The sequence below is a fragment of the Pseudomonas danubii genome (genome assembly GCF_042980055.1).
GTDB lineage: Bacteria > Pseudomonadota > Gammaproteobacteria > Pseudomonadales > Pseudomonadaceae > Aquipseudomonas > Aquipseudomonas danubii.
The window spans coordinates 1,448,784-1,474,703 of the sequence record NZ_CP116502.1 but is presented as its reverse complement, the minus strand read 5'-3'; the positions used below and the strand labels follow the sequence as shown (position 1 = coordinate 1,474,703).

Below are 25,920 nucleotides of genomic sequence, written 5' to 3'. Positions count from 1 at the left end.
AGGTAAACCGCGTTACCGGCCCCGGCGGCCCCTACGGTGCCGGGCGCAGCCTGCGGCAGCGGCTACAGGGGTTCAGGAAGGGGGTTACAGGCCGGCGGCGGCGAGCGGTGGGGCGACCCAGGCCTCTACCTTGAACGGCTTGCGGATCAACCGTTCCTTGGCCGCCAGATCCACCGAATCCTGCAATTTGCCGAGGAACACCGGGTCCAGGGTCGAGGGGAAGATCTCGCTCAGGCGCTGGTCCTTGAGGTCTTCCTGCAAGATCACCGGCGGGTAGCTGGCCAAGCCTGACACCAGCTGGATATAGGCGTCTTTGTTGCTGTCCTGGGTCAGCCACTCTACGGCCTGCTGCTGGGCCTTGAGCAGTTTTTCAACGGCTTCGGGGTGCTCGTCGACAAACTTGCCGGCGCCCACCAGCACGCTCTGCACGCTGCCGGCGCCGCCCAGGTCCTTGGTGCTCAGGGGCAGTTCGGCCAGGCCCTTGCTGCGCAGGGCGGAAAGCCCGGTGCTGCCCCAGGAGGCGTCGATCTGCTTGGCCGCCAGGGCCGCCACCGCCGCGTTGAAGTCGAGGTTGACCACTTTCAGGTCCTTCTCGCTCAGGCCCCGGCTGGCCAGGGCGGCATCGAACGACAGCTGGGTGGCGGTGCCACGGAACACCGCCACGCGCTTGCCCTTGAGGTCTTCCAGGGTCTTGATCCCCGAGCCCGGCACCACCCCCAGGTAATGCTTGACCCCACGGGCCGAGGCGCTGAGCAAACGCGTATCCAGGCCATTGGACTTGCCGATGATGGCCGCCAGATCCCCGAGATAGGCCAGGTCCACCTGGCCGTTGGCGAAGGCTTCGTTGATCACCGGGCCTGCGCCCTTGAAGAAATTCCACTGGATCTGGATGCCCTGGTCGGCAAAGGCCTTTTCGAAGATCTGCTGCTGACGCAGCACGTCCACCACTCCGCCACCACTGTGCTGGGTGCCGGCGCTGAGGTCGGGCACGGCGATGCGGATTTCCTTGAGCTCTGCGGCCTGGGCCAGCAGCGGCAGGCAACCCAGCAGTCCCGCCAGGGCCGGCGCGGTGAACAGGCTGATCACGCGTTTGAAGGGAAGGTTCATGGGTGCGGCTCCTGATGGCAAAGGCTGTGAGGAGCAGAAGGTAGGCACGGAATCGATCAACATTTAAATACTATAAATTCACATTTTAATAACCATATTGAATAAACCAGTGACCACGGGCGCCCCGGAGGATATGCATCAAATGCATGAAAAATATTCTTCAAATGCATTGGATGCGTGTCGGGCAGAAGCCTTAAATGGCTTCTCTTATCTCCTAATAGAATCGATAAGTTTTTTAATAGATCACAAATGCATAACACGTAGGAGCCGGCTTGCCGGCGAAGAGGCCCGCCAGCCCTGATTCGCTGGCAAGCCAGCGCCTACGGCATCGACCCACGCCATGCAGTACCCGACGACGGAGGTCATCCATGGCCCGTGTTTCCCTGCTCAGCCTGCCCCTGGCGGCGCCGTCCAACGGACGCCCGGGCTGGCCCGCAATCCATCAGCGCCTGCTGCCCTGGCTGCTGCCCCTGAGCCTGTTCGTCCTGTGGTGGCTGGCCAGCCGCAACCTGTGGATGAGCGAGCAGATCCTGCCGGCCCCGGCCCTGGTCTGGAGCAGCGCCCTGGAGCTGGGCCGCGGCGAGCTGTGGAGCCACCTGGCGATCAGCCTGCAACGGCTGTTCTGGGGCTTGCTGGCCGGCATCGCCGCCGGGGCCCTGCTGGGCGGCGCCCTGGGTTTCAGTCGGCGTCTGGAGCGTCTGGTGTACCCCACCTTCGGCGCCCTGGCGCAGATCCCGACCCTGGCTTGGATTCCCTTGTTCATGGTGTTTTTCGGCATCGGCGAAGTGCTCAAGCTGGTGGTGCTGGTCAAGGCCGTGGTGGTGCCGGTGACCTTGCACACCCTGGTGGGCGTGCGCGACGCCCAGCCCAAGCTGCGAGAAGCCGCCGCAGTGCTGCGCCTGCCCCCGGCCTTGCTGATCCGCCGCCTGGTGCTGCCCGCCGCGCTGCCGGCGTTCATGGCCGGGGTGCGCCTGGCCCTGGCCACCGGCTGGACTTCGTTGCTGGCGGTGGAGCTGTTGGCCTCCAGCGAAGGCATCGGCTACCTGATGGTCTGGGCGCGGCAGCTGTTCATGCTGGATATCGTCTTCGTCTGCATCCTGGTGATCGGCATGCTGGGGGTGTGCATGGACCGCGGCATCGGCTGGCTGGATCGCACCCTGGTGCACTGGCCGAACCCGGCCACCGCCGCTCTGCGCCGTGGCCCGCGCTACCAGGGCTGGCAACGCCTGCAACCCTGGCTGCTGCCCCTGGCCTTGCTGGCCCTGTGGCAAGTGGCGAGCGCAGGGCAATGGGTGGACGCCAACATCCTGGTAAGCCCGCTGGCAGTACTCAGCACCACTGTCGACGGCCTGCGGGACGGCAGCTTGCTGGGAGGCATGGGCCTGAGCCTGGGTCGCGCCCTCGGCGGCCTGGCCCTGGGTGGCGGACTGGGCCTGGCCCTTGGCCTGCTGCTGGGGCTGTCGCGCCTCAGTGAACGACTGCTGGGGCCGACCCTGGCCGCCATTCGCCAGATCGCCATTTTCGCCTGGGTGCCGCTGCTCACCGCCTGGTTCGGCCTGGGGGAGCTGGCCAAGTGGGTGTTCGTCGCCCTGGCCGCCTTCTTCCCGTTATTCATCGCCACCCAGCGCAGCGTTGCCCAGCTGTCACCGCAACTGGCGGAGGCCGCCCAGGTGCTACGCCTGAACCTCTGGCAACGCTTGCGCCGACTGGTGCTGCCCGGCGCGGCGCCGGGGATTTTCGCCGGCCTGCGCATCAGCCTGATCTACGCCTGGATGGGCACCATCGGCGCGGAATACTTCATGCCGTCCAATGGCGGCATCGGCAGCCAGATGATCAGCGCCCAGCAACTGCTGCGCATGGATCTGATCATGGCCGGCATGCTCCTGGTGGGCCTGACCGGGGCCCTGCTCAACCTGCTGGGCCAACAACTCGAAACCCGCGCCACCCGCTGGAGACACGCATGAACGCACCCCTGGTCAGTTTCAATCACGTGGGCAAGAGCTTCGCCGTCGCCGGTGGCGAGGTGGAGGCGATCCGCGAATTCAACCTGGATATCGCCGACGGCGAGTTCGTCGCCATCGTCGGCTCCAGCGGCTGCGGCAAGTCCACCCTGCTGCGCCTGCTGATTGGCCTGGACACCGAGTTTCGCGGCGAGATCCGGGTCGACGGCCAGGCCGTCAGCGGCATCGGCAGTGAACGCGGCATCGTGTTCCAGGAGCACCGTCTGTTCCCCTGGCTGACCGTGGCCGAGAACATCGGCCTGGGCCTGGTCAACGAGCCCCTGAGCGCCGCCGAGCGCCAGCGGCGGATCGACGATTTCATCGAGCTGGTAGGGCTCAAGGACTTTACCCGGGCCTATCCCCATCAGCTCTCTGGCGGCATGGCGCAACGGGTGGCCATTGCCCGTGGGCTGGTGGCCAGCCCGCGCATCCTGCTGCTGGACGAACCCTTCGGCGCCCTCGACGCCCTAACCCGCCAGCAGATGCAGGACGAGCTGCTGGCGATCCGCGAGCGGGCAAGAATCACCACGGTGCTGGTGACCCACGATGTCGAGGAAGCGATCTTCCTCGCCGACCGGGTGGTAGTGATGGAGCCGCGCCCAGGCCGCATCAAGCGCGTGGTCGAGGTGGCCCTGCCGCACCCACGCCAGCGCAGCGGTTTCGACTTCCACCAACTGCGTGAAGAACTGCTCCACGAACTCACCAGCGATGATCACTACCAGGCGCCGCAGCCGGTGCAGATCCGCAACCTGCCCTTGACCTTCATTGCTTGCTGAACAGGAGTGCCGCGATGCCGCAACGTCCCAACTTTCTAGTGATCCTGGCCGACGACCTGGGCTTCTCCGACCTCGGCGCCTTCGGCGGCGAGATCGCCACGCCGAACCTCGATGCCCTGGCCGCAGGTGGCCTGCGCCTGACCGACTTCCACACCGCCCCGACCTGTTCGCCGACCCGCTCCATGCTGCTCACCGGCACCGACCATCACATCGCCGGGATCGGCACCATGGCCGAGGCCCTGACCCCCGAACTGATCGGCAAGCCGGGCTACGAGGGTTACCTCAATGACCGCGTGGTGGCCTTGCCGGAACTGCTGCGCGAAGCCGGCTACCAGACCCTGATGAGCGGCAAATGGCACCTGGGGCTCACCGCCGAGCGCGCGCCCCACGCCCGGGGCTTCGAGCGTTCGTTTTCGCTGCTGCCGGGGGCGGCCAATCACTACGGCTTCGAGCCCACCTACGATGAGCACACCCCCGGGCTGCTCAAATCCACCCCGGCGCTGTACATCGAGGACGACCGCTTCATCGATGAACTGCCGGCGGATTTCTATTCCTCCGATGCCTTCGGCGACAAGCTTTTGCAGTACCTGAAAGAGCGCGACCAGAGCCGGCCGTTCTTCGCCTACCTGCCGTTCTCGGCGCCCCACTGGCCGTTGCAGGCCCCCGAGGAGATGGTCGCCAAGTACCGTGGCCGCTATGACGCCGGCCCCGAGGTGCTGCGCCTGGAACGCCTGGAGAAACTCAAGGCCCTGGGCCTGATCGAGGCCGAGGTCGAGCCTCATCCGCTGATCAACCTCAACGCCGAGTGGGACGCCCTCAGCGACGAACAGCGGCAGGTTTCGGCGCGGGCCATGGAGGTGTATGCGGCGATGGTCGAGCGCATGGACTGGAACATCGGCCGGGTGGTGGATTACCTGCGCCAGCAGGGCCAGCTGGACAACACCCTGATCCTGTTCATGTCCGACAACGGCGCCGAAGGCGCGCTGCTGGAGGCCTTTCCCAAGTTCGGCCCGGAGCTTTTGACCTACCTCAACCAGCACTACGACAACCGCCTGGAAAACATCGGCCGGGCCAACTCCTACGTCTGGTACGGCCCGGCCTGGGCCCAGGCGGCCACGGCGCCATCGCGGCTGTTCAAGGCCTTCACCACCCAGGGCGGGATTCGTGTGCCGGCGCTGCTGCACTACCCGCAGTTGCCGCTCAAGGGACAGATCAGCCACGGCTTCGGCACGGTGATGGACATCACCCCGACCCTGCTCGACCTGGCCGGCGTGCGTCACCCCGGCAAGCGCTGGCGCGGGCGCGATGTGGCGCCATTGCGGGGCAAGTCCTGGCTGGGCTTTCTTTCCGGCGAAACCGCCCAGGTGCATGACCAGCACACGGTGACCGGCTGGGAGCTGTTCGGCCGCCGGGCGATTCGCCAGGGCCAGTGGAAGGCGGTGTACATCCCCGGGCCGGTGGGCCCGGCGACCTGGCAGTTGTATGACCTGGGCCAGGACCCGGGGGAGGTTCACGACCTGGCCCAGAGCCAACCGGAAAAACTGCGCACGCTGCTGGAGGAATGGCAGCGCTATGTGGATGAAACCGGAGTGATCCTCAGCGAATCGCCGTTCCAGCCGGATTGAGCTTGTAGGAGCTGGCTATGAACCGGACCGTGCAAGAGCGGGCTTGTGTAGGAGCTGGCTCGCCAGCGAAAGCGTCCTCCAGAACAACACAAGTCTCCAGGGCCCTTTCGCCGGCAAGCCGGCTCCTACGCGGTGCGTTTGGGTTGTCGGTGAATACACCGGGCTGCGCCAGGCGCTGGCCTCAGCCTCGGGTGATGCGGCAGGCCGGGGTTGTTGGCAGTTCCTTGACCACAACGTAATGCCCCGCCCGGTTTTTCTCGACCCGCAACGGCGAAGCGGCCAGGTAGCTGCCGTGCAGGTTCTGGTCGACAAAACAGATGGTGATGCCCTGCTTCCCCTGCTCCATCACCCTGACGCTGTAGATCCAGCTTTGTTCTTCGTCCGTCGCGCTGTAGGTGCCATCGGCGTCTGCGGCCTTCTCGTAGATCCGATAGGGCGTCTGGCCCAGCGTGGTGCCGTCCGGGTAGTGCCGCGGCCTTAAGGAATTGCGAAAACCGTTCACTTCCAGATGCTTCAAGATACTCAGCGCCAGCGCCTCGTCGCGGCCTTCCGCCACCGAGTCGGCCAGCGACACGCTGCCCACACTCATCAAGGCAACGGCGATCAATCGCCTTAGCGCACTGTTCATAGCGTCTCCCTGTCGTTGCCCCTTCGCGGATTCCGGGCGTTTCCCGGCGCCGCGTGACCTTGGCTTAACGTTATCGGTCCCTGGATATTTAACCAGAAAGACAGTCCGCCCCCTCAAGCCCGGGCGTTATGCGCAGGTTGCGTGGTCATCTGCTCCACGGGATGAAAGCGGTTGGCCCGGGCAAAGGTGCCGAAATCGTTGAAGCGCACGCCCATCTCGGCCATCACCTTGTGTGCCACCGGCGCCGTCAGCTGGCGGATGTAAAAGGGCTCCTTGACCACGAAATGATGGATGCCGTGGGTGCTGCCGAAGTTGCAGCAGAAGGCCTGCAGCGGCCACATCCACCAGGGGTTGAGCACCTGGGTCTGCTGGATCACGTTGCCCGGTTCGATATCGCCGTAGTAGTGCATGTTGGAGCTGACGAAATGCAGGCAGAAGGTGCGCAGCACGTTGGGACCGATGATCACCACCACGGCAATATCGATGCCGTGCATCAGCGCCAGGGTGTCCTGCGACCACTGGATCGGGCTGCCGAGCAACGCGGCGACGCCATTGGCGGCATGAAAGCCGAGGAACAGGTACCAGGCGCCCCAGTGCAGCAGGGCCAGCGGCGCGTACACCGCCAGGGTGCGGCTGAGGATGCGCAGCTTGTGCCTGGCCCCCGGCGCCCGCAGCAGGCGGATGAAGGCCGCCATCATGTTGTCGCCGACCATCAGCAGGCGGGCGATGCCCCAGGGTTCGCCGTTGGTGATGGCGCGCTCTTCGATATCGCTCTCGCTGCCGGACACCTTGTGGTGATTCAGGTGCAGGTGGCGCCGCACCCAGGGGTTGATGGTGCTCGGCCGCGCCAGCCAGACCAGCGCCAGCATCAGGTTGTGGGGCAGGCGCTGCTTGCGAAAGTACATGCTGTGGATCAGGTCGTGTTCCAGCTCGTGGGTCAGGGAAGCGAAGAACGCGTTGAGCAGCAGGCACGCCCACCAAGTCAGGTAGCCAGCGACATAGAGCGCCGCTGACCCCAGCATCCCGGACAAGGCAAAGAGCAGAATCCCCGCACCCAGGGCGTCCTGGTGCCGCAGCAAGGGAAAGCGCCGGCGCAGTTCATCGCCCCGGGCCAGGACCACCTGGCGAATGTGCGCCGCTCGCTGTTGTGCGTTCATCCGCTCGGGGCTTGCAGAAATACCCTGCATGATTCCATCCTCTGGTCAGTGATGTGTGCATCCTGCCCCGAGCCCCGGCTCCGGGCCCTAGCCGTAAACGCCAACCTGTTGACCGGACGCGCCAATCGCATGACCGAAGCCACTTCCCTTGCCAGCTGGACCCGCGCCTTGCGCAAGCAACTGGACGCCCTCGACCTCGACAGCGACGCACTGTGCCGCGCAGCCGGGCTCGACCCGCAATTGATGGATGACCCCAACGCCCGCTACCCGCTGTCGGCCACCACCCGCCTGTGGCATCTCGCCGTGCAGGCCAGCGGCGACCCGGCCATTGGCCTGCGAGTGTCGCGCTTTGTCAGCCCCACCACCTTCCATGCCCTGGGCTACGCCCTGGTGGCCAGCGGCAGCCTGCGGGAAGTGTTCGAGCGCATCGTGCGTTATCACCAGGTGGTCAGCGATGCCCTGGAACTGGCCCTGACCCGCGAGCCGGACCGCTACCGGTTCTTCCTCAAGGTGCCCGAAGGCGCGCCGCAGCCGGCCATCGAGGCCATCGACGCGTTTGCCGCGATCTACGTGCGCACCTGCCGTAACCGCCTGGGCCGCGACTACGCGCCGCTGGCCGTGCATTTGCGGCGCCCGGCCCCGGCGGACCCGAGCCAGTGGCACAAGGTGTTCCGCTGCCCGGTGCACTTTGCCGCGGCCGACGACTGCCTGGAATTCGGCCTGCACGATTTCGACAGCCACCTGGACGATGCCAACCCGGAACTGGCCGAGCACAACGAAGCGGTGCTCAAGCGCACCCTGTTGCAACTGCGGCCGCTGACCTGGGAGCGCAAGGTGCGCGGCGTGATCGAAGCCCAATTGCCGGAAGGCGAACCCTCCGCGGAACGAGTCGCCCAGGCCCTGCACCTGAGCCTGCGCAGCCTGCAACGGCACCTGGCGGATGAAGGCACGCGCTTCGACACCCTACTCAACGAATGCCGGGAAAACCTCGCCCTGCTGCACCTGCGGGACCTGGAATGCTCCCTGAGCGAAATCAGCTACCTGCTGGGCTTTGCCGATGCCAGCAGCTTCAGCCGGGCGTTCAAACGCTGGACCGGGATGACCCCGGGGCAGTTTCGCGACGGTTTGCGTTGAGCCCCTGCGCCGGCCAGCCGGTTCCTACAGGTGCAGCGACGGGTGCAACCTCCACCAGTAAAAAAAACCGCGAAAAAGACTCTGCCGATCTACACTGCACAATGCATCAAATAGGATGCATTAAATAATTTTCAGAAAAAATGCATTGCATACAATGCGGAATAAATCCCATGGAAAGCCTTGGACAACTGATCCGGACCCTGCGCAAAGAGCGCAAGCTCTCGCAGCAGGCACTGGCAGCACAATACGGCATGAGCCGTGCCACTATCTCGGGGATTGAAAACAACACCATTACCGAAATCGGCTTGCGCAAGGTCGAAGCCATTCTCAATGGTTTTGGCTACGAGCTCAGCGCCGTGCCCCGCCCCCGGCAACGCCCGACCCTGGACAGCCTGAAACAGGCGCATTTCCATGACTGAGCAACAGCAGCTGCACATCCGTGTGGCCGGCATGGCGGTGGGCACTCTCGGCCGTGGCCAGGCGCAGGCGGACTCGGTTTTCACCTACAGCGACAACACCTCGCCCCGCGACGCGGTCTCGCTGACCATGCCGCCACGCCTGGCGAGTTATGGCTGGGATCGAGGCCTGCTACCGGTGTTCGATATGCACCTGCCGGAAGGTTCGCTGCGTGATGAACTGCTGCGCCGTTTCAGCAAGGCGGTGCGCGGTTTCGACGACTTCGCTCTGCTATCGATCGTGGGGCCGCACCAACTGGGTCGGGTGGCCATCAGCACAACGCAATCACCCCAGGCGCCCCTGCCGGAAACCAGCCTGGAGGACCTGTTGGTGCATGACGGTGCCGAGGGACTGTTCGAGGATCTATTGGCGACCTATGGCCAGTATTCAGGGGTTTCCGGGGTGCAGCCCAAAGTCCTGATCCGCGACAGCACCAACAGCGTCGAACGCCTGACCCATCGCGGCGCTACTCATTTGGTGAAGGCTTTTCGCGCCGATCAATACCCCCACCTGGCCGCCAACGAATTCTTCTGCATGCGTGCGGCGCTGCATGCCGGCCTGCCAGTGCCGGAGATCGAACTCAGCCAGAATGGCCAGTTCCTGGTGGTCAAACGTTTCGACCTGAGCGCCCAGGGCTACCTGGGTTTCGAGGATTTCTGCGTGCTCAACGCCTGGCCGGCAAAAGCCAAGTACGACGGCTCCTACGAAGGCGCGGCGAAACAGATCAAGGCCTTTGTCTCCCCACACCTTCTGAACCGGGCCCTGGAGTCATTCTTCAAGATCGTGGCGTTGTCGGCCGGACTGAGAAATGGCGATGCCCATCTGAAGAACTTCGGCGTGCTGTACCCCGACACGGATGTGGAAGCCCCCGTCAGCCTGGCACCGGCCTTTGATCTGGTGACCACGTCGGTCTACATCAAGGCGGACAGCCTGGCGCTATTGCTGGGAGGCTCCAAGGCCTGGCCCAAACGCCAGGCGCTGCTGCGCTTCGCCCGCACGGCGTGCAACCTCAGCGAAGGCCGCAGCCATGAACTGTTGCAACAGGTCGAGCACGGCATGGCACAGGCGATGGGCGAGATGCAGGTCTATAGCGCGGCACATCCCGCCTTCAAGGGCATGGCCGAGGCCATGAGCGAGGCCTGGAAAACCGGTGTGGCGCGCAGCCTGACCCGTTGATCCGGTCACCGTTAAAGAACCGCAAAACCCAGTTCGAACACCGTGGCCTGCCCCTCGCTCGCGACCCGCACCTGACCGCCATGCAGCAGCATGATCGAGCGCACGATGGCCAGGCCCAGGCCGCCGGAATCCCCCGGTTCGGCGCGGGAGGGGTCAACCCGGTAGAAGCGATCGAACAACCGGGGCAGATGCTCAGGGGCAATCGCCGGGCCCTGGTTGTGCACCTGCAGCCAGCACCAGCCGGCTTCGTCGCGGCGTCGCAGGCGGATCAGCGAACCCGCGTCGGCGTGGCGCACGGCGTTGGCCAGGAGGTTGCCCAGGGCCCGTTGCAGCAGTTGCTGGTCGGCCAGCAGCTCGCCGTAAAATCCGTTCTCCAGACGAATTTGCCGGTCATCGGCCAGGGCTTCGAAATAGTCGCACAACTGCGCGCCGACGCCCGAGAGTGACAGCAGCTGGCGGTCCAGCGCCGCATCGGCCTGCTCGGCCCGGGCCAGGAACAGCAGGTTCTCGGCCATGCGTCCCAGACGCTCGAACTCCTCCATGTTGGAGGCCAGCACTTCCTGGTACTCCGCGGCGCTGCGGGGCTGGTTCAGGGCCAGGCCGTTGCTGCCCAACAGGTTGTGCAACGGCGTGCGGATTTCATGGGCCAGGTCGGCGGAGAACTGCGACAAGCGCTGAAAGCTCTCCTCCAGGCGCGCCAGCATGGCGTTCAAGGCTTGCACCGGCTCGTGGAATTCGGCCGGGATGCCGCTGGTGTGCAGGCGTCGGTCGAGGCTGCGCAGATCGATCTCGCGCACCGACTCGCTGAGCTGGCGCAGCGGCTGCAAGCCCCGGCGCAATAACAGCAAGCCCAGGGCGAAGGCCAGCAAGGCCCCCAGGCCTACCGCCAGGTACAGGCGCAGGCGGTAGCTGGCGAGCATCTGCTCGCGCTCGCTGAGCACCTTCCCGGCAATCACCGTCAGCGCCTCGCCCTTGGGGCCGCTGGCCTGCCCCGCCAGCAGGGCCAGCGGAACCTGGTCGCTGCCCGGCCAGAGGAGGATGTCGCGGCGTTGCGGGCGCTGCTCACGGGCAAGCGGCAGCAACTCGGGCAAGCGCTGTTGCCGGGGGTTGATGCCGATCACCGTCGAGCCATCGGCCCGCAGCACCAGCAGCAGGCTTTCCTGGTTGCCCAGCATGTTCTGGTACAGCCGGGGCCGGGCTTGCAGGGCGTCCAGGCTGTCGCTGTCCTGCAGCAGGGCGCGCACCTGTTCCAGACGTCCCAACAGGGCGAGGTCATCGCGGTAGGCGATTTCCTCGGCCAGGGAGCGGTAGAGGAACACCCCGATCACGCTGAGCACCAGGGCGCAGACCGCGGCGAAGGCCAGGGCCAGCCGCCAGGCGATGGAACTAGAGCGCTTCATCCGGGGCTTCCAGCTGGTAGCCGACGCCACGCACGGTGTGGATCAGCTTGGGCATGTAGGGATCGTCGACCTTGGCCCGCAACCGGCGCACCGCCACTTCCACCATGTTGGTGTCGCTGTCGAAATTCAGGTTCCACACCTGGGAGGCAATCAGGGTCCGCGACAGCACTTCACCCTGGCGGCTGGCCAACAGGTGCAGCAGGGCGAACTCCTTGTTGGTCAGGGCAATGCGTTGGCCGCCACGGCTGACCCGACGGCGCAGCACGTCGATCTCCAGGTCGGCGATGCTAAAGGATTCGGCTTCACGCAGCGGCCCGCGACGCAGCAGGGTGCGGACCCGGGCCAGCAGTTCGGCGAAGGCAAAGGGCTTGAGCAGGTAGTCGTCGGCGCCCAGCTCCAGGCCACGAACCCGGTCTTCGATGGCGTCCTTGGCGGTGAGGAACAGCACCGGGGTGGCGCCGCGCTGGCGGATCAACTGCAGCAACTGCCAGCCGTTGAGGCCGGGGAGCATCACGTCGAGGATGATCAGGTCGTATTCCTGCTGCTCGATGAAATAGCGCCCGTCCAGGCCGTTCAGGGCCACGTCCACGGCGAATCCGGACTCTCCCAGCCCCTTGGCCAGGAAATTCGCGGTCTTGGCTTCGTCTTCAACTACCAGCAAACGCATGGTGCACCTCGGAAATGATCGGCACAGGCTAGGCGCCCCGCGCGCGCTTGCCCATTACAAACTTGTAATCCAACTGACGAGGTTCTGACGAGCACCGCTGGGTAAGGTGGCGACCTGTCTTTCAGGAGCCTTCCCATGATCTGCAAAACCCTCGTTCTAAGCGTTGGTCTGGGCCTTGCCGGCACTGCCCTGGCGGCCCCGGAACTTCCGCGTCACGCAGAGCTGGACCTGGCCACCGCCCGTCAGTTGGCGGACGCCAGCCTGGCCCAGTGCACGGCCGTGGTGTCGGTGCTGGACCGTGGCGGCAACCTCTTGGTGACCCTGCGCGCTGATGGCGTCGGCCCGCACAACACCGTCGCCAGCCAGCGCAAGGCGTATACCGCGCTGTCCACCAAGACCCCTACCCGGCTGTTCGCCGAGCGGGCGCGCAACAACCCCGAGGCGGCCAATCTCAATACCTTGCCGGAGCTGTTGTTGCTCGGCGGCGGCATTCCCTTGTTTGCCGGCAACCAGCTGGTGGGCGCGATGGGCATTGCCGGTGCGGGCGGCGCGGCGCAGGACGAGGCGTGCGCGTTACAGGCGGCACAGCGGGTGGGGTTGGCGGCCGAGGCCGGACGTCAGTGAACTGGAGTGCCGCGCCCGCGTTGCGCTAATGCGCAGCCTCGCGGGCTCGGCAGCGGCTACAGAGTCTGTTGTTTGTTCAATCGAGAAAGGAGTGGGACATGAATATTTTGCGTAATAGCCTGGCGGCCATCGGCCTCTGCGGTCTGTCGAGCCTGGCCCTGGCGGCCGGCAACCCCTTGAGCGTGCACGTGCTCAACCTGGAGAACGGTTTGCCCTCACCGGGGGTCAAGGTGACCCTGGAGCAGCATGTGGGCCAGGACTGGAAAGCCCTGTCCAGCGGCGTGACCAACGAGCAGGGGCGGATCAGCGAGCTGTTTCCCGCTGGTCAGGCGCTGACAGCTGGCGAATACCGGGTGGTGTTCAAGACCGGTGAATACTTCAAGCAGGCCAAGCGCGATACCTTCTTTCCGGAGATTCCGGTGATTTTCGAGGTCAAGCAGACCGAGCAGCACTACCACATTCCGCTGTTGCTCAGCCCTTATGGCTTCTCGACCTATCGCGGTTCGTAGGAGCTGGCTGCTGACGAGGGCGGTCTTGCGGGCCTCTTCGCTGGCAAGCCAGCTCCTACGGTCGGCAGAGAAATCGCGCGGGATTTTGTAGGAGCCGGCTTGCCGGCGAAGGCGGTCTTGCGGGCCCCTTCGCTGGCAAGCCAGCGCCTACAGGCCTGCGAGGGCGCGCAGGCGCTCGGTGTCGAGGATTTCGATCTCGCCGTAGCTCAGGCGCAGGATGCCCTGGTGCTGCAGGTCCTTGAGGATCTGGTTGGTGGTCTGGCGCGACAGCGAGAGCATCAGCGCCAGTTGCTCCTGGGGCAGTTGCAGCAGGCTGCGACTTTGGCTGACTTCGCCGTAGCCGCCGGCCATCGCCAGCAGGCGACTGGCCACACGAGCCGGCGCCGGCATCAGGCTCAGTTGTTCCAGGTTGATGAAGGCCAGGCGCAGTTTGTGACTCATCAACAGCGCGAACTGGCGCCAGTACTGCGGCTGTTGCTCCAACAGTTGCAACAAGCTCGACTGCGGCACCTGAAGCAGGGTGCAGGCACCCTCGGCGTAGGCATCGTGGGTACGCGGCTGGCCGTCGAACAGGCAGATCTCGCCAAACCAGTGCGGCGCTTGCATCAGGCTGAGCAAGGCTTCCTTGCCCTGCTCGCTGACGGCTCCCACCCGCACCGTCCCTTCCAGCACCGCGTACAAGCCGCAGGGCGGATCGCCACGCAGGAACAGGCATTGCCCCGGCGCCAAGCGGCGCAGGCGGGCACCGCCGAGCAAACTATTCTGTAAGGAATCCGGCAGGTGGCTGAACCACTGGCCGGTCATCAGGCAGTCACGCCACTGCTGCATGTCCATGAACAGGTTTTTTCCTCAAGGCATCGGCGTGATTGTCGCCTAGCTGACAGTGCCGTGATCGGCGGCCGGGCATGATCGGGCCACCCTAACGGAGGAACAACAATGAAAAGCCTCGTTGATCATCTGAGTCAATACGCCGCCTACCACCGCGACCCGCGCAATATCGCCAGCCACTTTATCGGCATTCCCATGATCGTTCTGGCGGTGGCGGTGCTGCTGTCCCGTCCCGCCTGGCCGCTGGCGGGCATCGTGCTGTCGCCGGCCGTGCTGCTGGCCCTGGCCTCAGCGGTGTTCTACCTGCGCCTGGAGTTGCGCCTGGGCGTGTTGATGAGTGTGCTGATGGGGCTGTCGGTCTGGGCCGGGCAAGCGCTGGCAGCGCAAAGCACCGGGCTGTGGCTGAGCAGTGGCCTGGGCCTGTTCGTGATCGGTTGGGTGATCCAGTTCATCGGCCATTACTACGAAGGCCGCAAGCCGGCCTTTGTCGATGATCTGTCGGGCTTGATCGTCGGCCCGCTGTTCGTGGTGGCCGAACTGGCGTTCCTGCTGGGGCTGCGCCATGACTTGAAACAGGCCATCGAACAGCGTTCGGGGCCCGTGGCCCTGCGCCAGAAAAAAGCCATGATCTGAAGTCCCTGGCCGGGCGTGCCGACTGCACGCCCGGCCAGGATGGGTCACAAGCCGCCAAACTCCACTCGCACCGTCAGTGCGCCCTGGTTGTCCTGCAGGCCGACACCGTAACGCCCGTCCAGGTCGTCATTGATGCACAGCTGCAACTCTCCTTGCTGGCCCGCCGGGATCTGCGCCAGATCGCCGATCAGAAAGGGCGTGCCAGCGCTCCCGACGCGGCCGATCAGCGCGCCCTCGCTGGCCCCCGGCAAGGTATAGCCGGACTTGGCGATGTAGACCGGATTGCCCCGGCCGTCCACCATGCCCCCCGCCGGACTGGCAGACCAGCGCCCGCTGACGTAGCGCACCAATTGCGCACTGATCCCATTGAGTTGCACCCCGGTGCCTTGCCAGGGCTGATTGGCCTGGACCGTCACGGTGCTGGCCTTGAGCTCGTTGGCGAGCACATCGGCGGCCTGGAACGACAACGCGGCAATGGTCAGGCTCGGATTGGACGTGCCGCTGCTGGGAAACACCCCGTCTCCCACCAGGAACAGATTGCGGTGATCCCAACTGCGCTGATGCTTGTCCACCACCGAGTCCCTGGGGTTGTCCCCCATGCGGTAAGTCCCCATCAGGTGCCCGGCGCCCTGGAAGCTGTAGGGCTCGCCGTCGTAGACGAAGAACCCGGGGTTGGTCTTGGGGTCCGGCTTGAGGTCCGTGAGTTCGGTGGCCCCCAGCAGCTCGGTGATGATGTAGGTGGCGGCCTGCCGGGCCTGTTTGAAGCCCTCCTTGGTGTAGTCCGACAGGTTGTAGTGAATCTCCGGACGGGGGATGCCCAGGCGGTCCTTGTACTCGGTAGAAGGGACTATGTAGCAGTCGGCGTGGTCCGGATCCTTCTCCACCTGTTCCACCAGGAAGGCAATTCGGAACTGGCGGATCAGGCGGTCGTTGAGGGCACGGATCAGGTCCGCTCCAAACAACGCCTGGGGATCATGCTTGTCTCCGGGCAACGGGTTGGTGTGGCTGTTGTTCTGGCCGTCGATCAGGTCGCACACAGTGGTGTAGGGATCGCCGATCGGCCAGTTCAGGCCCTCATTGCCGATCTCGATGCGCCAGGCCGCCCGGTGGCTGCGAAAGGCCCCATCGCGCAGGCTCTCGATGCCCGCCGTGGACACCGGCCCACGATAAGGGAACACCGTCTGCCCCGGCGGCATCAGCCCCCAGGCCAGGTAGATCGGGTGGTCCGACAGGCTGCGCCCGACCTGACCACTGCTGTTGGCCACGCCATTGGGTGCCTCGGGACAGGCTGAGTTGAGCAACAGCTTGGGGGTCTCGATGGCGTGGGCGGCGATCACATAGTGCTGCCCCAGGGCCACGCCATTGGCGGTGGGCGGGCCGTCCCCCAACTGGTACTGGATGAACTCGATGCCGCTGATGCTGGACTTGCCATCGACCCGGACCTTGCTCGCCACGCTCTTGTACAGCACCCGGACATTGCCGGTCTCCAGCGCCTTGTTCAGAGTCACCGTGGCGTCGTACTTGGCCTGGATCGGGCAGATCGGCGTGCAGTTGGTATTGCCCGCACAGACCCGGCGCCCGGCATAAGGCTCGGAGTTGCGCCCGGCCGGCGTCGGACTCACAAACAGTGGCATGCCGGCAAACGAATGGCCCTTGAGCGCCTTGACGAAACGCTCGTCCACCAGGGACAGCGGAATGCTGTGCATGGGGAATTGATAATCCTCGGGAAAGGTCATGCCCAGGTAGTCCTGGTCACCCACATCCGCCGCCACGCCGATCTCCGCCTCGGCGCGGCAGTAGGCGCTTTGCAGATCCTGGTAGCCGATGGGCCAGTCGACCCCGACGCCGTACAGCGACTTGAGGTGAAAGTCATTGGGCAGCATGCGCAGGCAGGTGGCGACCCAGTGCCAGGTGGTGCCGCCGCCCACCCGCTCATAGGTGCTGGTGAAGGCCAGCGGGCCTTTCTGCACCAGGTAGCTGGTCTGCGGGTTCTGCCAGCCGTTGATCAGGTCGGCAATGGTTGGGCGCGGCGCGTTCTGCTGGTCCGGCTGCAGTTCCGGATAAAGCTGCGGCTGCAGGTTGCTGGCCGGAGGATAGGGCGACTCCGGAGTCTTCAGGGTGGCGTTGTAGAAGCGCTCCATGTATTGCGTGCGATTGGCCGGAATGCTCGGCCCGGACTCCAGCACCAGCACCTTGACCCCGGCCAGCCCCAGTTGATAGGCGATGATGCTACCGGCCAGGCCGGCGCCGACTATCACCACATCCGCTTGTTCAGTGCTCATGACGAAGCTCCTTGCTGCCCCTTGGCGGGCACACCGGTAAAGGCCTCCAGGCTCGGCGGCGTCTCGTTCCAGTAGCCGAAATGAAACTGGCTGTAGCCCATGGGATGGGCCTGGGCGGCCTTCCAGGCCCAGCTTTGCTGGTACGCCAGGTCGGACACGACCCACTGCTGCCCGGCCTTGAAGCTGCTGGCGTCATAAGGCTGGTACCAGACCCCCAGCAGCCACATTTTCATGATCGAACGACAGGCCTTGGCCGCAGGTGTGGCCGCCGGCTTGCCGTTGCTCATCAGCAGCGCCCGGGCGATCTGTTCCGGGCTCTGCTGGTCAGCCACCAGGCTGGCGTACTGGCTCAGCAGGTCATTGAGTTGGGCCTCGGTCAGCTTCGGGCGGATATAGGCCAGAAACTGGCTGGGCAGGTCGATGGGGTCGATCGACGGCGCCAGCAAGGCCTTGCCGATCCCCAGCAACGCCGAGGACAGGCCGACAAAGTTCTCACGCTCGGTGCTCATGGTTTGCTCCCTGCGGCGCCAGTGGATTGGGCACGCTCCAGCAGATAGGTGAAGTCGGCGAAGGTGGTGCGGGGGTTCTGGGTGACCCGGGTGGTCGCGTTGTTGTGGCAATCCATGCAACTGGAGGACGCCTGGGGCACCGTGCCCTGGATATAGGTTTCCAGGGTGGCGTTGGCGAGGAAGGTCGGGGCCGGGCTGCCCAAGGGATTGGTCGGCGACGGCGTCTCGCAGTCAGGGGCCGGATCGGCGGGCCATTGGGTGTCGATCATCTGGTAGTTGGCCCAGACACTCTGCGGGTTGGCCGTGCGCAACAGCGCCTGGTAGGTGCTGTTCAGCGCCTTGGCGGCCTCGGTCAGCGGGATCTCGCGGACGATCTGCGACGGCGTGGCCTTGACCGCCGGGTTCCAGGGCCGGGGCGGCGGCTCGTTGACCTTGGCCGGGCTGGCAGCGTTGTAGAACAGGTACGGGCCTTTGCGCTGCTCCGGCGGGGTGGTTTTTTCCGGCACGTTGTCCACGTGTTCGAAGGTCGACCAGACCCACTGCGGCGCCAGCGCGGTCTTGTGCACGATGTGCAGGCCCACCAGGCCCACCGCCTCGGCCTTGCACGACTCTTCCACGATGGGCCCGTGGGTCGGATCGCTGTTGCCGGGGGTATAGACCAGGGCGTCCACCGTATGGAAGCGGCTGCGCTGGTCGTTGCCGTCCAGCACCTTCCACGAGGCCTTGACCATGATTGCGCCGAGTTTCTGATGGGGATTGGAGCTGCAGCTGAAGGCCACGCGGTTGTTCGGGCTGGCGGCGAAATACGCCTGCTGGCCCTGGACGCTGTACAAGCCCTTGTCGACGATATCGTTGAACATCGGCCGGTTGACCACGATTTCGTTACGGGTGTAGGTGCCGCTCTGGTCCACCAGCGGGCCGCTCTGGAACGGCTGGATGAACTCGTCGAGGACACCCGCGACCTTGCCCATCTGTTGCAGCAGGCGCCCGGACTTGAGCCCCTCACAGGGTTTGGGAAGAATCGCCGGAGCCTCCCAGGCCAAAGGCTTCTCACCCTTGGCCCGGAAGATCTGATAGCTCTCTTTCCAGCCTTCCCAGACGGTGGGACCGTCCTCCTTGCCGATGGGCCCAACGCCGGGACTGCCGTCGGCCTGGGCTGGCCAGTTGAGGGCGATGAAGGTCTGCCAGGACAGCACGTCAAAATCGCGCTGCAGGCTTTCCAGGGTCGGTTCCGGGGGGGCGGTCACTGCAACGTCGTAGGGTATGCGCGAGGACAGGTCTGGGGGCGCGAGCGCCAGGGCCAAAGGGCTGAGCAGTGCACCGCAGAGTGCACAACCGAACCTCGGACCGGGCCGATGGACTTCCTTTTTCATGCTTGTCTCCTTGGCATCAGGCTGGCCAGGAGACAGAACGCTGGTCCTTCAAGGACTCTTCAATTGCGCCCTCCTGGCACAGTTTCCAGCGTAGATAAGGAAACTTGCGCCCAGGGCACGGGCCATAGATCGAATCGAGCTAGCAGCAATAGCGAACGCCATCACCCACCGTCGATACACGACATCCTCTGCGTAGGAGCCGGCTTGCCGGCGAAGGGCCTTCGAGCCAGGTACAAACCTGGAGGACGCTTTCGCTGGCGAGCCAGCTCCTACAGCGGGCGTGATGTCGGTGGGGTCAGAGGCTGGAGTGTTTCTGCCAGACCTTGGGCTTGAAGAACAGCGTCTCGCCACGGGCCAGGCCGATCAGGCTGTCGTGGTCTTTCACCACTTCGGCTTCGATCAGTTCGCTCTGGCCTTCGACCTTGAGGGTGACTCGGGTGGTGGCGCCCAAGGGACGGATGTCGCGCACTTCGGCGGCGTGATGGTCTTCCAGTTCCGAACGCGACAGCGACACTTCGTGGGGACGGAACAGCACATGGTTGTCCTCCCCCAGATGCAGGCGGTTGGAGTCACCCAGGAAGTGGTAGACGAAGTCGCTGGCCGGGTTCTCGTAGACGTCCCCCGGGGAGCCGATCTGCTCGATCACGCCCTTGTTCATCACCACGATGCGGTCCGCCACTTCCATGGCTTCTTCCTGGTCGTGGGTAACGAACACCGAAGTCAGGTTGATGTCTTCGTGCAGCCGCGCCAGCCAGCGCCGCAGCTCCTTGCGCACCTTGGCATCGAGGGCGCCGAAGGGTTCGTCCAGCAGCAGCACCTTGGGCTCCACCGCCAGGGCGCGGGCCAGGGCGATACGCTGGCGCTGGCCGCCGGACAGTTGCTCCGGGTAACGGTCGGCGAGCCAGTCCAGTTGCACCATGTTCAGCAGCTCATGGACCTTCTCGGCGATCTTGCTCTCGCTGGGACGCTGGTTCTTGGGCTTCATGCGCAGGCCGAAGGCGACGTTGTCGAACACGCTCATGTGGCGGAACAGGGCGTAGTGCTGGAACACGAAACCGACGTTGCGATCGCGCACGTCGTGGCCGGAAACGTCCTCGCCGTGGAACACGATGCTGCCGTCATCCGGCGTTTCCAGGCCGGCGATGATGCGCAGCAGGGTGGTCTTGCCGCAGCCGGACGGGCCCAGCAGAGCCACCAGCTCGCCGCTGTGGATATCCAGGTTGATGCTGTTCAGGGCCTTGAAGGCGTTGAAGTTCTTGCTGACGTTACGGACTTCGATCGACATGACTTATTCCTCCGCGGCGCTGGCGCGCAGGCGGTTGATTCGGGATTCGCTCCACTGCTTGAGCAGCAGGATGAACAACGCAAGGATCAGCAGCAGGCTGGCGACGGCAAAGGCGGCCACGTGGTTGTACTCGTTGTAGAGGATTTCCACGTGCAGCGGCAGGGTGTTGGTGACCCCGCGAATGTGCCCGGACACCACCGACACCGCGCCAAATTCGCCCATGGCTCGGGCGGTACAGAGCACCACGCCGTAGATCAGGCCCCATTTGATATTGGGCACGGTGACGTGCCAGAACATCTGCCAGCCATTGGCCCCCAGCAACCTGGCGGCTTCCTCTTCCTGGGTGCCCTGCTCCTGCATCAGCGGGATCAGTTCCCGGGCGACGAAGGGCACGGTGACGAAGATGGTGGCCAGGACGATGCCGGGCAAGGCGAAGACGATCTGGATGTCGTGATCCGAAAGCCACGGGCCGAACAGGCCCTGGGCGCCGAACATCAGCACATAGACCAGGCCGGCGATCACCGGCGACACCGAGAACGGCAGGTCGATCAGGGTCACCAGGATGCTCTTGCCACGGAACGAGTACTTGCTCACGCACCAGGCGGCGCTGACCCCGAACACCAGGTTCAGGGGCACCGAGATCAGCACCGCGATCACCGTGAGTTTGAGCGCCGACAGGGCATCGGGCTCGAAGATCGCTTCAAAGAACGCACCGATGCCCAGCTTCAGGCCCTGGGACACCACAATGAACAACGGCAGCAGCAAAAACAGGGCAAAGATCAGCCAGCCGAGGCCAATCAGCACCCGCCGTGAGGTGGCGCTGCCACGGCGGGCGGCGTTGGCCGACGAGGCGGCGATAGACGATTGAGACATGAGTCGCGCCTCCTTATGGACGTTCGATGCGCCGCTGCAGCAGGTTGATCAGCAGCAACAGGATGAAGGAAACCACCAGCATCAGCACGCCGATGGAAGTGGCGCCGGTGTAATCGTACTGGTCGAGCTTGACCATGATCAGCAGGGGCAGGATTTCGGTCTTCATCGGCATGTTGCCGGCGATGAAGATCACCGAGCCGTACTCGCCAACGCCCCGGGCGAAGGCCAGGGCAAAGCCGGTGAGCCAGGCCGGCAGCAAGGCCGGCACCAGGATATGGCGGAACACCTGCCAGGGTTTGGCGCCCAGGCAGGCAGCGGCCTCTTCCACTTCACGGGGAATGTCCGCCAGCACCGGCTGCACCGTGCGCACCACAAATGGCAGGGTGACGAAGGTCAGCGCCAGGGTGATGCCCAGGGGCGTGTAGGCAATCTTGAAACCCAGGTCGGTGGCGAACTGTCCCACCAGGCCGGTGGGCGCGTAGAGCGCGGTCAGGGCAATGCCGGCCACGGCAGTGGGCAGGGCAAACGGCAGGTCGATCATGGCATCGATGACCTTGCGCCCGGGGAAGCTGTAGCGCACCAGGACCCAGGCCAGCAGGGTGCCGATGACGCCGTTGATCATGGCCGCATACAGCGCGGTACCGAAGCTCAGCTTGAGCGCGGCGAGCACCCGTGGCGCCGAAATGATCGCCCAGAACTGTTCCCAGGTGAGTTGCGCGGCATGCACGAACATCGCCGCCAGGGGGATGAGCACAATCAGGCTGAGGTACACCAAGGTGTAGCCCAGCGTCAGCCCGAAGCCGGGTATGACGGGGGAGATACGACGCGACATAAAAGTCCTTGGTTAACGGAACGGATACGCAAAGCCCGCAACTGAATGCGGGCTCTACCTGGTAGGAGCCGGCTTGCCGGCGAAGGGGCCTGCAGCCTGGTGTGGCCCTTGAGGGCGCCTTCGCTGGCAAGCCAGCTCCTACAACAGGTTTACTGGGCCGTGTAGATCTGGTCGAACACACCACCGTCGTTGAAGAATTTCGGTTGGGCAGTCTTCCAGCCGCCGAAGTCCTTGTCGATAGTCACCAGGTCCAGTTTGGGGAACTGCTGGGCATATTTGGCGGCTACGTCCTTGTCCCGGGGACGGTAGAAGTTCTTCGCGGCAATTTCCTGGCCGGCCGGGCTGTACAGGTGCTTGAGGTAGGCCTCGGCGATCTCGGTGTTGCCTTTCTTCTCGGCGTTCTTGTCCACCACGGCCACGGGTGGCTCGGCAAGGATCGACAGCGAAGGCACGACGATGTCGAACTTGTCGGCGCCGCCGTCTTCCTTGAGGGCCAGGAAGGCTTCGTTTTCCCAGGCCAGCAACACGTCGCCCTGACCGTTGTTGACGAAGGTGATGGTCGAGCCGCGAGCGCCGGTGTCCAGCACAGGCACGTGCTTGAACAGCTCTTTGACGTATTCCTGAGCACGGGCTTCGCTGCCGCCGGTTTTCAGGCCATAGGCCCAGGCGGCAAGGAAGTTCCAGCGCGCACCGCCGGAGGTTTTCGGGTTCGGGGTGATCACCGAGACGTCTTTCTTGATCAGGTCGCCCCAGTCCTTGATGCCTTTGGGGTTGCCCTTGCGCACCAGGAACACGATGGTCGAGGTGTAGGGGGTGCTGGCGTCGGGCAGGCGTTTCTGCCAGTCCGCCGGCAGGGTCTTGCCGAGCTTGGCGATTTCGTCGATGTCACCGGCCAGGGCCAGGGTCACCACGTCGGCGCGCAGGCCGTCGATCACCGCCCGGCCCTGTTTGCCGGAACCACCGTGGGACTGCTGGATCTTCACGTTGTCGCCGGGATGCGATTGCTTCCAGAAGTTTGTGAACTCGGCGTTGTAGTCCTGGTACAGCTCGCGGGTCGGGTCGTAGGACACGTTGAGCAGCTCGTAATCCTTGGCAACGGCGGAACCGGCAAAAACGGCGCTGGCGAGGGCGGCCAGGGCATAACGGCGAATCGACGACATGATGGAGCTCCCGAAATTTTTTAAAGTGCTGGCATTTTTCTTATGGCGAATCAGGCCCGCATTCGTGGGCGAATGCTGGGGTTCAGACTGGGGGTCATGGATGACGCCCTCCGGTTGTCCAGTCGGGCCTCTCGATCACGAGAGGGTGATGCGGTCTTCGACTGCGCTGCAGTCAGCTGGGTTTGTTGCCGGGCTGTTGCAGGCGGAATTTTTCCTTGCGTTCGATCTGCACGACCTGGGCGTTGTGCACGGTGATTTCCACCGCGCCAAAGCGCAGGTCGCGCAGAGCGCTTTGAATTTCCCGCAAGATGGTTGCTTCGTCCTGGCCGTCAACGCTACGTAGAGATGCGCTCATGGTGCTGCTCCTGAGTGAAAGGTGCCTGGCAGTGGCGGCACTGCTTGCGGCGTGGGAGCAATAGTAGATAGGCGCGGATATTCTTAAAAATACTGTTTAAGAATGTTTATATAACCAGAAAAATTATTCGACCTGACAGCAGCTTAGCCCCCTGTAGCCGCTGCCGAGCCTGCGAGGCTGCGACAAGGCCATCAGGCCTTCAGCGGTCTACAACATTTGCGCCCGCGTTGCGGTCGTTCGCAGCTTCGCAGGCTCAGCAGCGGCTACAGGGGTTGGTGGAGGCCGTTTTGTCGGGGCGCCCGGCCGGGCAGAGCCTGGGAATTCCCCTGCCCATGGCGCATTCGATCCTGTAGCCGCTGCCGAGCTTTCGCGAGGCTGCGACAAGGCCCGCAGGGCCTTGCCTGGCGATCTATAGACGAACCCTTGGCGTCCTGACATCGCCGCGACCGCTGCGTCGGAGTGCCGCCCAGCTCGTTCGCAGCCTGCGGCAGCGGCTACAGGAGTATCAGCGGATGGCGGGGGCATTGCTCCAGTCGAGCTGCTCTGCCGGCACCGGCCGGCCGAACCAGTAGCCCTGGCCCAGGTCACAGTCGTGTTCGAGCAGGAACCGCGCCTGCTCCGCTTGCTCGATACCCTCGGCGTGAACCTGCATGCCCATGCTCTGGGCCAGGGCGATGATCACCCGAGAGATCGCCGCATCGTCTTCATCGAACGGCAGGCCGGCGACAAAACCCTGGTCGATCTTGAGCTTCTGTACCGGCAGGCGCTTGAGGCGCAGCAAGGACGAGTAGCCGGTACCGAAGTCATCGATGGCCAGGCGAATGCCCAGTTCACGCAGACGGTGCATCTGCTCCAGCGCCACCTCGGGATCGTCCATGACCGCGCTTTCGGTGACTTCCAGTTCCAGGTAGGCCGGGTCCAGGCCGGTGTCGTGCAGCACCTGGGCCACCTGCTGATAGAGCTCGCTGCGCGCAAACAGACGGGTCGATACGTTCACCGCGACAAACGACAGCACCACACCTTCAGCCTGCCACTGGCACATCTGCCGGCAGGCCTGCTGCATGACCCAGGCGTCGATCTCGGCAATCATCCCGGTGCGTTCGGCAATCGGAATGAACTCCGCCGGGGACACCAGGCCACGTTGCGGATGCTCCCAGCGCACCAGGGCCTCGACGCCGATCAGGCGACTGTTCTTGAGATCGTGCACCGGCTGGTAGTAGACCCGCAGCTCCTGCTGCTCCAGGGCCCGGCGCAGTTCGAAGGCAATCTCCACCCGTTGCTGGGCATGGGCGGTGAGTTCCTCGGTGTACAGGGCATAGCCGTTGCGCCCGGCGCTCTTGGCCTTGAACAGCGCCGCATCGGCGTTGCGCAGCAGCTGACTGGCGCTCAGGGCGTCACTGGGGAACAGACTGATGCCGATGCTGGCGTTGATCACCACCTGCTGTTCACCCAGCTGGAAGGGCTCCTTGAGGCCGTCGATGATGCGCTGCGCCAGGGCGGCGGCCTGCACCAGTTGCGGGCAGCTTTCGGCCAGCACTGCGAACTCGTCGCCTCCCAGACGTGCCAGGGTCATGCCCGGGCCGAACATGCCCCCCAGGCGCTCGCCCACGGCCTTGAGCAACTGGTCGCCGACGTTGTGACCGAGGCTGTCGTTGATCATCTTGAAATGATCCAGGTCGATCATCAGCATGGCGCAGCCACGCTTGTGGATCTGCGCCGACGCCAGGGCCTGTTCGGCACGATCGGTGAACAGCAGGCGGTTGGGCAGGTCGGTCAAGGGGTCGTGGTGGGCCAGGTGGGCCAGTTCGTGCTCGGAATCCTTGATTGCACTGATGTCGGAGAACACCGCGACATAGTGGGTGAGCTCGCCCTGCTCATCGCGGATCGCGCGAATGCTCTGCCATTGCGGGTAGATCTCGCCGCTCTTGCGTCGATTCCAGATTTCGCCGCTCCATTCGCCGGTTTTCTGCAGCGAGTCGAACATCGCCTTGTAGAAGTCCGGCGAATGGTGGCCGGACTTGAACAGGCTCGGCTGGCGACCCAGCACCTCTTCGCGCTGGTAGCCGGTGATCTCGATGAAGGCGCGATTGACGTGGACGATCTGGCCCTGGGTATCGCTGACCAGCACGCCCTCGCGGGTGCAGTCGAACACTGCCGCCGCCTGGCGCAGGCGCTCGCGATCCTTCTGCTGATGGCGCAACCAGCGGTCGGCGCCCATGACTCGCAACAGGCGGGCCCGGGCAAAGAAGATCAGCACCGCGCTGACCAGTGCCCAGGCGTAGCCACTGACCTCGTGCCAGTAGGCCTGATCGGCAAATTCATCGAAGAAACTGCTCAGTAAATAACCACTGAACTGCAGCCAGATCAGGGATAGCAGCAGATAGAGCAGCGCGGCACGCAAGCCATTGCGATAAGAAACCGACATAAGTCCGTCTATTTCCACACGAAAAGTTCGGGATTATAGAGGAAGAAACATGCCGCCACTCTTATCTGAAAGGGCGACTGGTTTTCTCAGCGGGCTTAGTGATAAT

The 25,920-nt window shown here is 64.4% G+C and carries 24 protein-coding genes; 9 read left to right on the top strand and 15 right to left on the bottom strand.

All coding sequences use genetic code 11. From position 1 onward, the window contains the following. Positions 1-84 precede the first annotated feature (84 nt). The gene (locus PFZ56_RS06935; RefSeq protein ID WP_170002565.1) at positions 85-1,107 is read right to left on the bottom strand and encodes an ABC transporter substrate-binding protein; all 1,023 of its coding nucleotides are present in this window, start codon (positions 1,105-1,107) and stop codon (positions 85-87) included. Positions 1,108-1,475: 368 nt separating this feature from the next. Here PFZ56_RS06935 and PFZ56_RS06930 point away from each other — a divergent pair, with 368 nt between their 5' ends. From PFZ56_RS06930 to PFZ56_RS06920, 3 genes are read left to right on the top strand one after another with little or no spacing between them, the layout of a single operon-like run. Then, complete coding sequence (locus PFZ56_RS06930; RefSeq protein WP_170002563.1) at positions 1,476-3,071, top strand: ABC transporter permease; 1,596 nt, start codon at positions 1,476-1,478, stop codon at positions 3,069-3,071. After that, complete coding sequence (locus PFZ56_RS06925; protein ID WP_170002561.1) at positions 3,068-3,883, top strand: ABC transporter ATP-binding protein; 816 nt, start codon at positions 3,068-3,070, stop codon at positions 3,881-3,883. The genes PFZ56_RS06930 and PFZ56_RS06925 overlap by 4 nt, the downstream gene beginning before the upstream one ends. A 14-nt stretch (positions 3,884-3,897) precedes the next feature. Further along, a complete protein-coding gene (locus PFZ56_RS06920; protein ID WP_170002559.1) occupies positions 3,898-5,508 on the top strand; it encodes an arylsulfatase in 1,611 nt (536 codons plus the stop codon). A gap of 181 nt (positions 5,509-5,689) precedes the next feature. Here the strand turns inward: PFZ56_RS06920 and PFZ56_RS06915 are convergent, their stop codons facing one another. Together PFZ56_RS06915 and PFZ56_RS06910 are read right to left on the bottom strand one after the other, a co-directional pair. Continuing rightward, positions 5,690-6,136, bottom strand: coding sequence for a hypothetical protein (locus PFZ56_RS06915; protein WP_170002557.1), 447 nt, complete (start codon positions 6,134-6,136; stop codon positions 5,690-5,692). A gap of 113 nt (positions 6,137-6,249) precedes the next feature. Beyond that, a complete protein-coding gene (locus PFZ56_RS06910) occupies positions 6,250-7,323 on the bottom strand; it encodes a fatty acid desaturase (RefSeq protein WP_170002555.1) in 1,074 nt (357 codons plus the stop codon). Positions 7,324-7,422: 99 nt separating this feature from the next. On the opposite strand from PFZ56_RS06910, the gene PFZ56_RS06905 reads away from it, so the two are divergent. From PFZ56_RS06905 to PFZ56_RS06895, 3 genes are all read left to right on the top strand, one after another. Next, on the top strand, positions 7,423-8,427 hold the full coding sequence (locus PFZ56_RS06905; RefSeq protein ID WP_102882708.1) for an AraC family transcriptional regulator: 1,005 nt from the start codon (positions 7,423-7,425) through the stop codon (positions 8,425-8,427). A gap of 170 nt (positions 8,428-8,597) precedes the next feature. After that, complete coding sequence (locus PFZ56_RS06900; protein WP_102862594.1) at positions 8,598-8,846, top strand: helix-turn-helix domain-containing protein; 249 nt, start codon at positions 8,598-8,600, stop codon at positions 8,844-8,846. Next, positions 8,839-10,059: a type II toxin-antitoxin system HipA family toxin gene (locus PFZ56_RS06895; protein ID WP_170002553.1), complete on the top strand. Its 1,221-nt coding sequence runs from the start codon at positions 8,839-8,841 to the stop codon at positions 10,057-10,059. Before PFZ56_RS06900 ends, PFZ56_RS06895 begins: the two co-directional genes overlap by 8 nt. Positions 10,060-10,070: 11 nt before the next feature. Here PFZ56_RS06895 and PFZ56_RS06890 read toward each other — a convergent pair whose 3' ends face one another. Further along, complete coding sequence (locus tag PFZ56_RS06890) at positions 10,071-11,459, bottom strand: heavy metal sensor histidine kinase (RefSeq protein ID WP_170002551.1); 1,389 nt, start codon at positions 11,457-11,459, stop codon at positions 10,071-10,073. After that, positions 11,446-12,126 (bottom strand): heavy metal response regulator transcription factor, encoded by a 681-nt coding sequence (locus PFZ56_RS06885; RefSeq protein WP_041115126.1) that lies wholly within the window; start codon positions 12,124-12,126, stop codon positions 11,446-11,448. Before PFZ56_RS06885 ends, PFZ56_RS06890 begins: the two co-directional genes overlap by 14 nt. A gap of 135 nt (positions 12,127-12,261) precedes the next feature. On the opposite strand from PFZ56_RS06885, the gene PFZ56_RS06880 reads away from it, so the two are divergent. Both PFZ56_RS06880 and uraH read left to right on the top strand, forming a co-directional pair. Further along, positions 12,262-12,750, top strand: a complete 489-nt coding sequence (locus tag PFZ56_RS06880; RefSeq protein ID WP_102882706.1) for a heme-binding protein — start codon at positions 12,262-12,264, stop codon at positions 12,748-12,750. 98 nt (positions 12,751-12,848) lie between these two features. Then, positions 12,849-13,259, top strand: coding sequence for a hydroxyisourate hydrolase (uraH, locus tag PFZ56_RS06875; RefSeq protein WP_102862589.1), 411 nt, complete (start codon positions 12,849-12,851; stop codon positions 13,257-13,259). A 147-nt stretch (positions 13,260-13,406) separates the two neighbouring features. On the opposite strand, the gene PFZ56_RS06870 is transcribed toward uraH, so the two are convergent. Next, positions 13,407-14,093 (bottom strand): Crp/Fnr family transcriptional regulator, encoded by a 687-nt coding sequence (locus tag PFZ56_RS06870; RefSeq protein ID WP_102882705.1) that lies wholly within the window; start codon positions 14,091-14,093, stop codon positions 13,407-13,409. Between the two features lie 102 nt (positions 14,094-14,195). On the opposite strand from PFZ56_RS06870, the gene PFZ56_RS06865 reads away from it, so the two are divergent. Further along, positions 14,196-14,720 carry a DUF962 domain-containing protein gene (locus tag PFZ56_RS06865; RefSeq protein WP_102882704.1) on the top strand — a complete coding sequence of 175 codons (525 nt, stop codon included), beginning with the start codon at positions 14,196-14,198 and terminating at the stop codon, positions 14,718-14,720. 44 nt (positions 14,721-14,764) lie between these two features. Here the strand turns inward: PFZ56_RS06865 and PFZ56_RS06860 are convergent, their stop codons facing one another. The 9 genes from PFZ56_RS06860 to dibA form a co-directional block, all read right to left on the bottom strand. Further along, the gene (locus PFZ56_RS06860) at positions 14,765-17,002 is read right to left on the bottom strand and encodes a GMC family oxidoreductase (protein ID WP_170002549.1); all 2,238 of its coding nucleotides are present in this window, start codon (positions 17,000-17,002) and stop codon (positions 14,765-14,767) included. Continuing rightward, positions 16,999-17,511 (bottom strand): sorbitol dehydrogenase, encoded by a 513-nt coding sequence (locus tag PFZ56_RS06855; protein WP_102882702.1) that lies wholly within the window; start codon positions 17,509-17,511, stop codon positions 16,999-17,001. Before PFZ56_RS06855 ends, PFZ56_RS06860 begins: the two co-directional genes overlap by 4 nt. Further along, the gene (locus PFZ56_RS06850) at positions 17,508-18,884 is read right to left on the bottom strand and encodes a cytochrome C (protein WP_102882701.1); all 1,377 of its coding nucleotides are present in this window, start codon (positions 18,882-18,884) and stop codon (positions 17,508-17,510) included. The genes PFZ56_RS06855 and PFZ56_RS06850 overlap by 4 nt, the downstream gene beginning before the upstream one ends. A gap of 295 nt (positions 18,885-19,179) precedes the next feature. Continuing rightward, complete coding sequence (locus PFZ56_RS06845) at positions 19,180-20,169, bottom strand: sulfate/molybdate ABC transporter ATP-binding protein (protein WP_102882700.1); 990 nt, start codon at positions 20,167-20,169, stop codon at positions 19,180-19,182. A 3-nt stretch (positions 20,170-20,172) separates the two neighbouring features. Then, complete coding sequence (gene cysW, locus PFZ56_RS06840) at positions 20,173-21,042, bottom strand: sulfate ABC transporter permease subunit CysW (RefSeq protein WP_016968484.1); 870 nt, start codon at positions 21,040-21,042, stop codon at positions 20,173-20,175. Between the two features lie 13 nt (positions 21,043-21,055). Next, positions 21,056-21,874 carry a sulfate ABC transporter permease subunit CysT gene (cysT, locus tag PFZ56_RS06835; RefSeq protein WP_102862585.1) on the bottom strand — a complete coding sequence of 273 codons (819 nt, stop codon included), beginning with the start codon at positions 21,872-21,874 and terminating at the stop codon, positions 21,056-21,058. Positions 21,875-22,023: 149 nt separating this feature from the next. After that, positions 22,024-23,034: a sulfate ABC transporter substrate-binding protein gene (locus tag PFZ56_RS06830; protein ID WP_170002547.1), complete on the bottom strand. Its 1,011-nt coding sequence runs from the start codon at positions 23,032-23,034 to the stop codon at positions 22,024-22,026. 172 nt (positions 23,035-23,206) lie between these two features. Then, positions 23,207-23,389: a sulfur starvation response protein OscA gene (gene oscA / locus PFZ56_RS06825; RefSeq protein ID WP_022643503.1), complete on the bottom strand. Its 183-nt coding sequence runs from the start codon at positions 23,387-23,389 to the stop codon at positions 23,207-23,209. 505 nt (positions 23,390-23,894) lie between these two features. After that, positions 23,895-25,814: a phosphodiesterase DibA gene (dibA, locus tag PFZ56_RS06820; RefSeq protein ID WP_102862583.1), complete on the bottom strand. Its 1,920-nt coding sequence runs from the start codon at positions 25,812-25,814 to the stop codon at positions 23,895-23,897. Positions 25,815-25,920: the final 106 nt, after the last annotated feature.

Excerpts from the sequence above, each read along its gene's own strand:
- PFZ56_RS06905 (WP_102882708.1), top strand. The coding sequence starts at position 7,423 with ATGACCGAAGCCACTTCCCTTGCCAGCTGGACCCGCGCCTTGCGCAAG.
- PFZ56_RS06930 (WP_170002563.1), top strand. The coding sequence starts at position 1,476 with ATGGCCCGTGTTTCCCTGCTCAGCCTGCCCCTGGCGGCGCCGTCCAAC.
- PFZ56_RS06910 (WP_170002555.1), bottom strand. The coding sequence starts at position 7,323 with ATGCAGGGTATTTCTGCAAGCCCCGAGCGGATGAACGCACAACAGCGA.
- PFZ56_RS06935 (WP_170002565.1), bottom strand. The coding sequence starts at position 1,107 with ATGAACCTTCCCTTCAAACGCGTGATCAGCCTGTTCACCGCGCCGGCC.
- cysW (WP_016968484.1), bottom strand. The coding sequence starts at position 21,042 with ATGTCTCAATCGTCTATCGCCGCCTCGTCGGCCAACGCCGCCCGCCGT.
- PFZ56_RS06895 (WP_170002553.1), top strand. The coding sequence starts at position 8,839 with ATGACTGAGCAACAGCAGCTGCACATCCGTGTGGCCGGCATGGCGGTG.
- PFZ56_RS06855 (WP_102882702.1), bottom strand. The coding sequence starts at position 17,511 with ATGAGCACCGAGCGTGAGAACTTTGTCGGCCTGTCCTCGGCGTTGCTG.
- PFZ56_RS06880 (WP_102882706.1), top strand. The coding sequence starts at position 12,262 with ATGATCTGCAAAACCCTCGTTCTAAGCGTTGGTCTGGGCCTTGCCGGC.
- cysT (WP_102862585.1), bottom strand. The coding sequence starts at position 21,874 with ATGTCGCGTCGTATCTCCCCCGTCATACCCGGCTTCGGGCTGACGCTG.
- oscA (WP_022643503.1), bottom strand. The coding sequence starts at position 23,389 with ATGAGCGCATCTCTACGTAGCGTTGACGGCCAGGACGAAGCAACCATC.
- dibA (WP_102862583.1), bottom strand. The coding sequence starts at position 25,814 with ATGTCGGTTTCTTATCGCAATGGCTTGCGTGCCGCGCTGCTCTATCTG.
- PFZ56_RS06845 (WP_102882700.1), bottom strand. The coding sequence starts at position 20,169 with ATGTCGATCGAAGTCCGTAACGTCAGCAAGAACTTCAACGCCTTCAAG.
- uraH (WP_102862589.1), top strand. The coding sequence starts at position 12,849 with ATGAATATTTTGCGTAATAGCCTGGCGGCCATCGGCCTCTGCGGTCTG.
- PFZ56_RS06850 (WP_102882701.1), bottom strand. The coding sequence starts at position 18,884 with ATGAAAAAGGAAGTCCATCGGCCCGGTCCGAGGTTCGGTTGTGCACTC.
- PFZ56_RS06925 (WP_170002561.1), top strand. The coding sequence starts at position 3,068 with ATGAACGCACCCCTGGTCAGTTTCAATCACGTGGGCAAGAGCTTCGCC.
- PFZ56_RS06885 (WP_041115126.1), bottom strand. The coding sequence starts at position 12,126 with ATGCGTTTGCTGGTAGTTGAAGACGAAGCCAAGACCGCGAATTTCCTG.
- PFZ56_RS06830 (WP_170002547.1), bottom strand. The coding sequence starts at position 23,034 with ATGTCGTCGATTCGCCGTTATGCCCTGGCCGCCCTCGCCAGCGCCGTT.
- PFZ56_RS06860 (WP_170002549.1), bottom strand. The coding sequence starts at position 17,002 with ATGAGCACTGAACAAGCGGATGTGGTGATAGTCGGCGCCGGCCTGGCC.
- PFZ56_RS06865 (WP_102882704.1), top strand. The coding sequence starts at position 14,196 with ATGAAAAGCCTCGTTGATCATCTGAGTCAATACGCCGCCTACCACCGC.
- PFZ56_RS06900 (WP_102862594.1), top strand. The coding sequence starts at position 8,598 with ATGGAAAGCCTTGGACAACTGATCCGGACCCTGCGCAAAGAGCGCAAG.
- PFZ56_RS06870 (WP_102882705.1), bottom strand. The coding sequence starts at position 14,093 with ATGGACATGCAGCAGTGGCGTGACTGCCTGATGACCGGCCAGTGGTTC.
- PFZ56_RS06915 (WP_170002557.1), bottom strand. The coding sequence starts at position 6,136 with ATGAACAGTGCGCTAAGGCGATTGATCGCCGTTGCCTTGATGAGTGTG.
- PFZ56_RS06920 (WP_170002559.1), top strand. The coding sequence starts at position 3,898 with ATGCCGCAACGTCCCAACTTTCTAGTGATCCTGGCCGACGACCTGGGC.
- PFZ56_RS06890 (WP_170002551.1), bottom strand. The coding sequence starts at position 11,459 with ATGAAGCGCTCTAGTTCCATCGCCTGGCGGCTGGCCCTGGCCTTCGCC.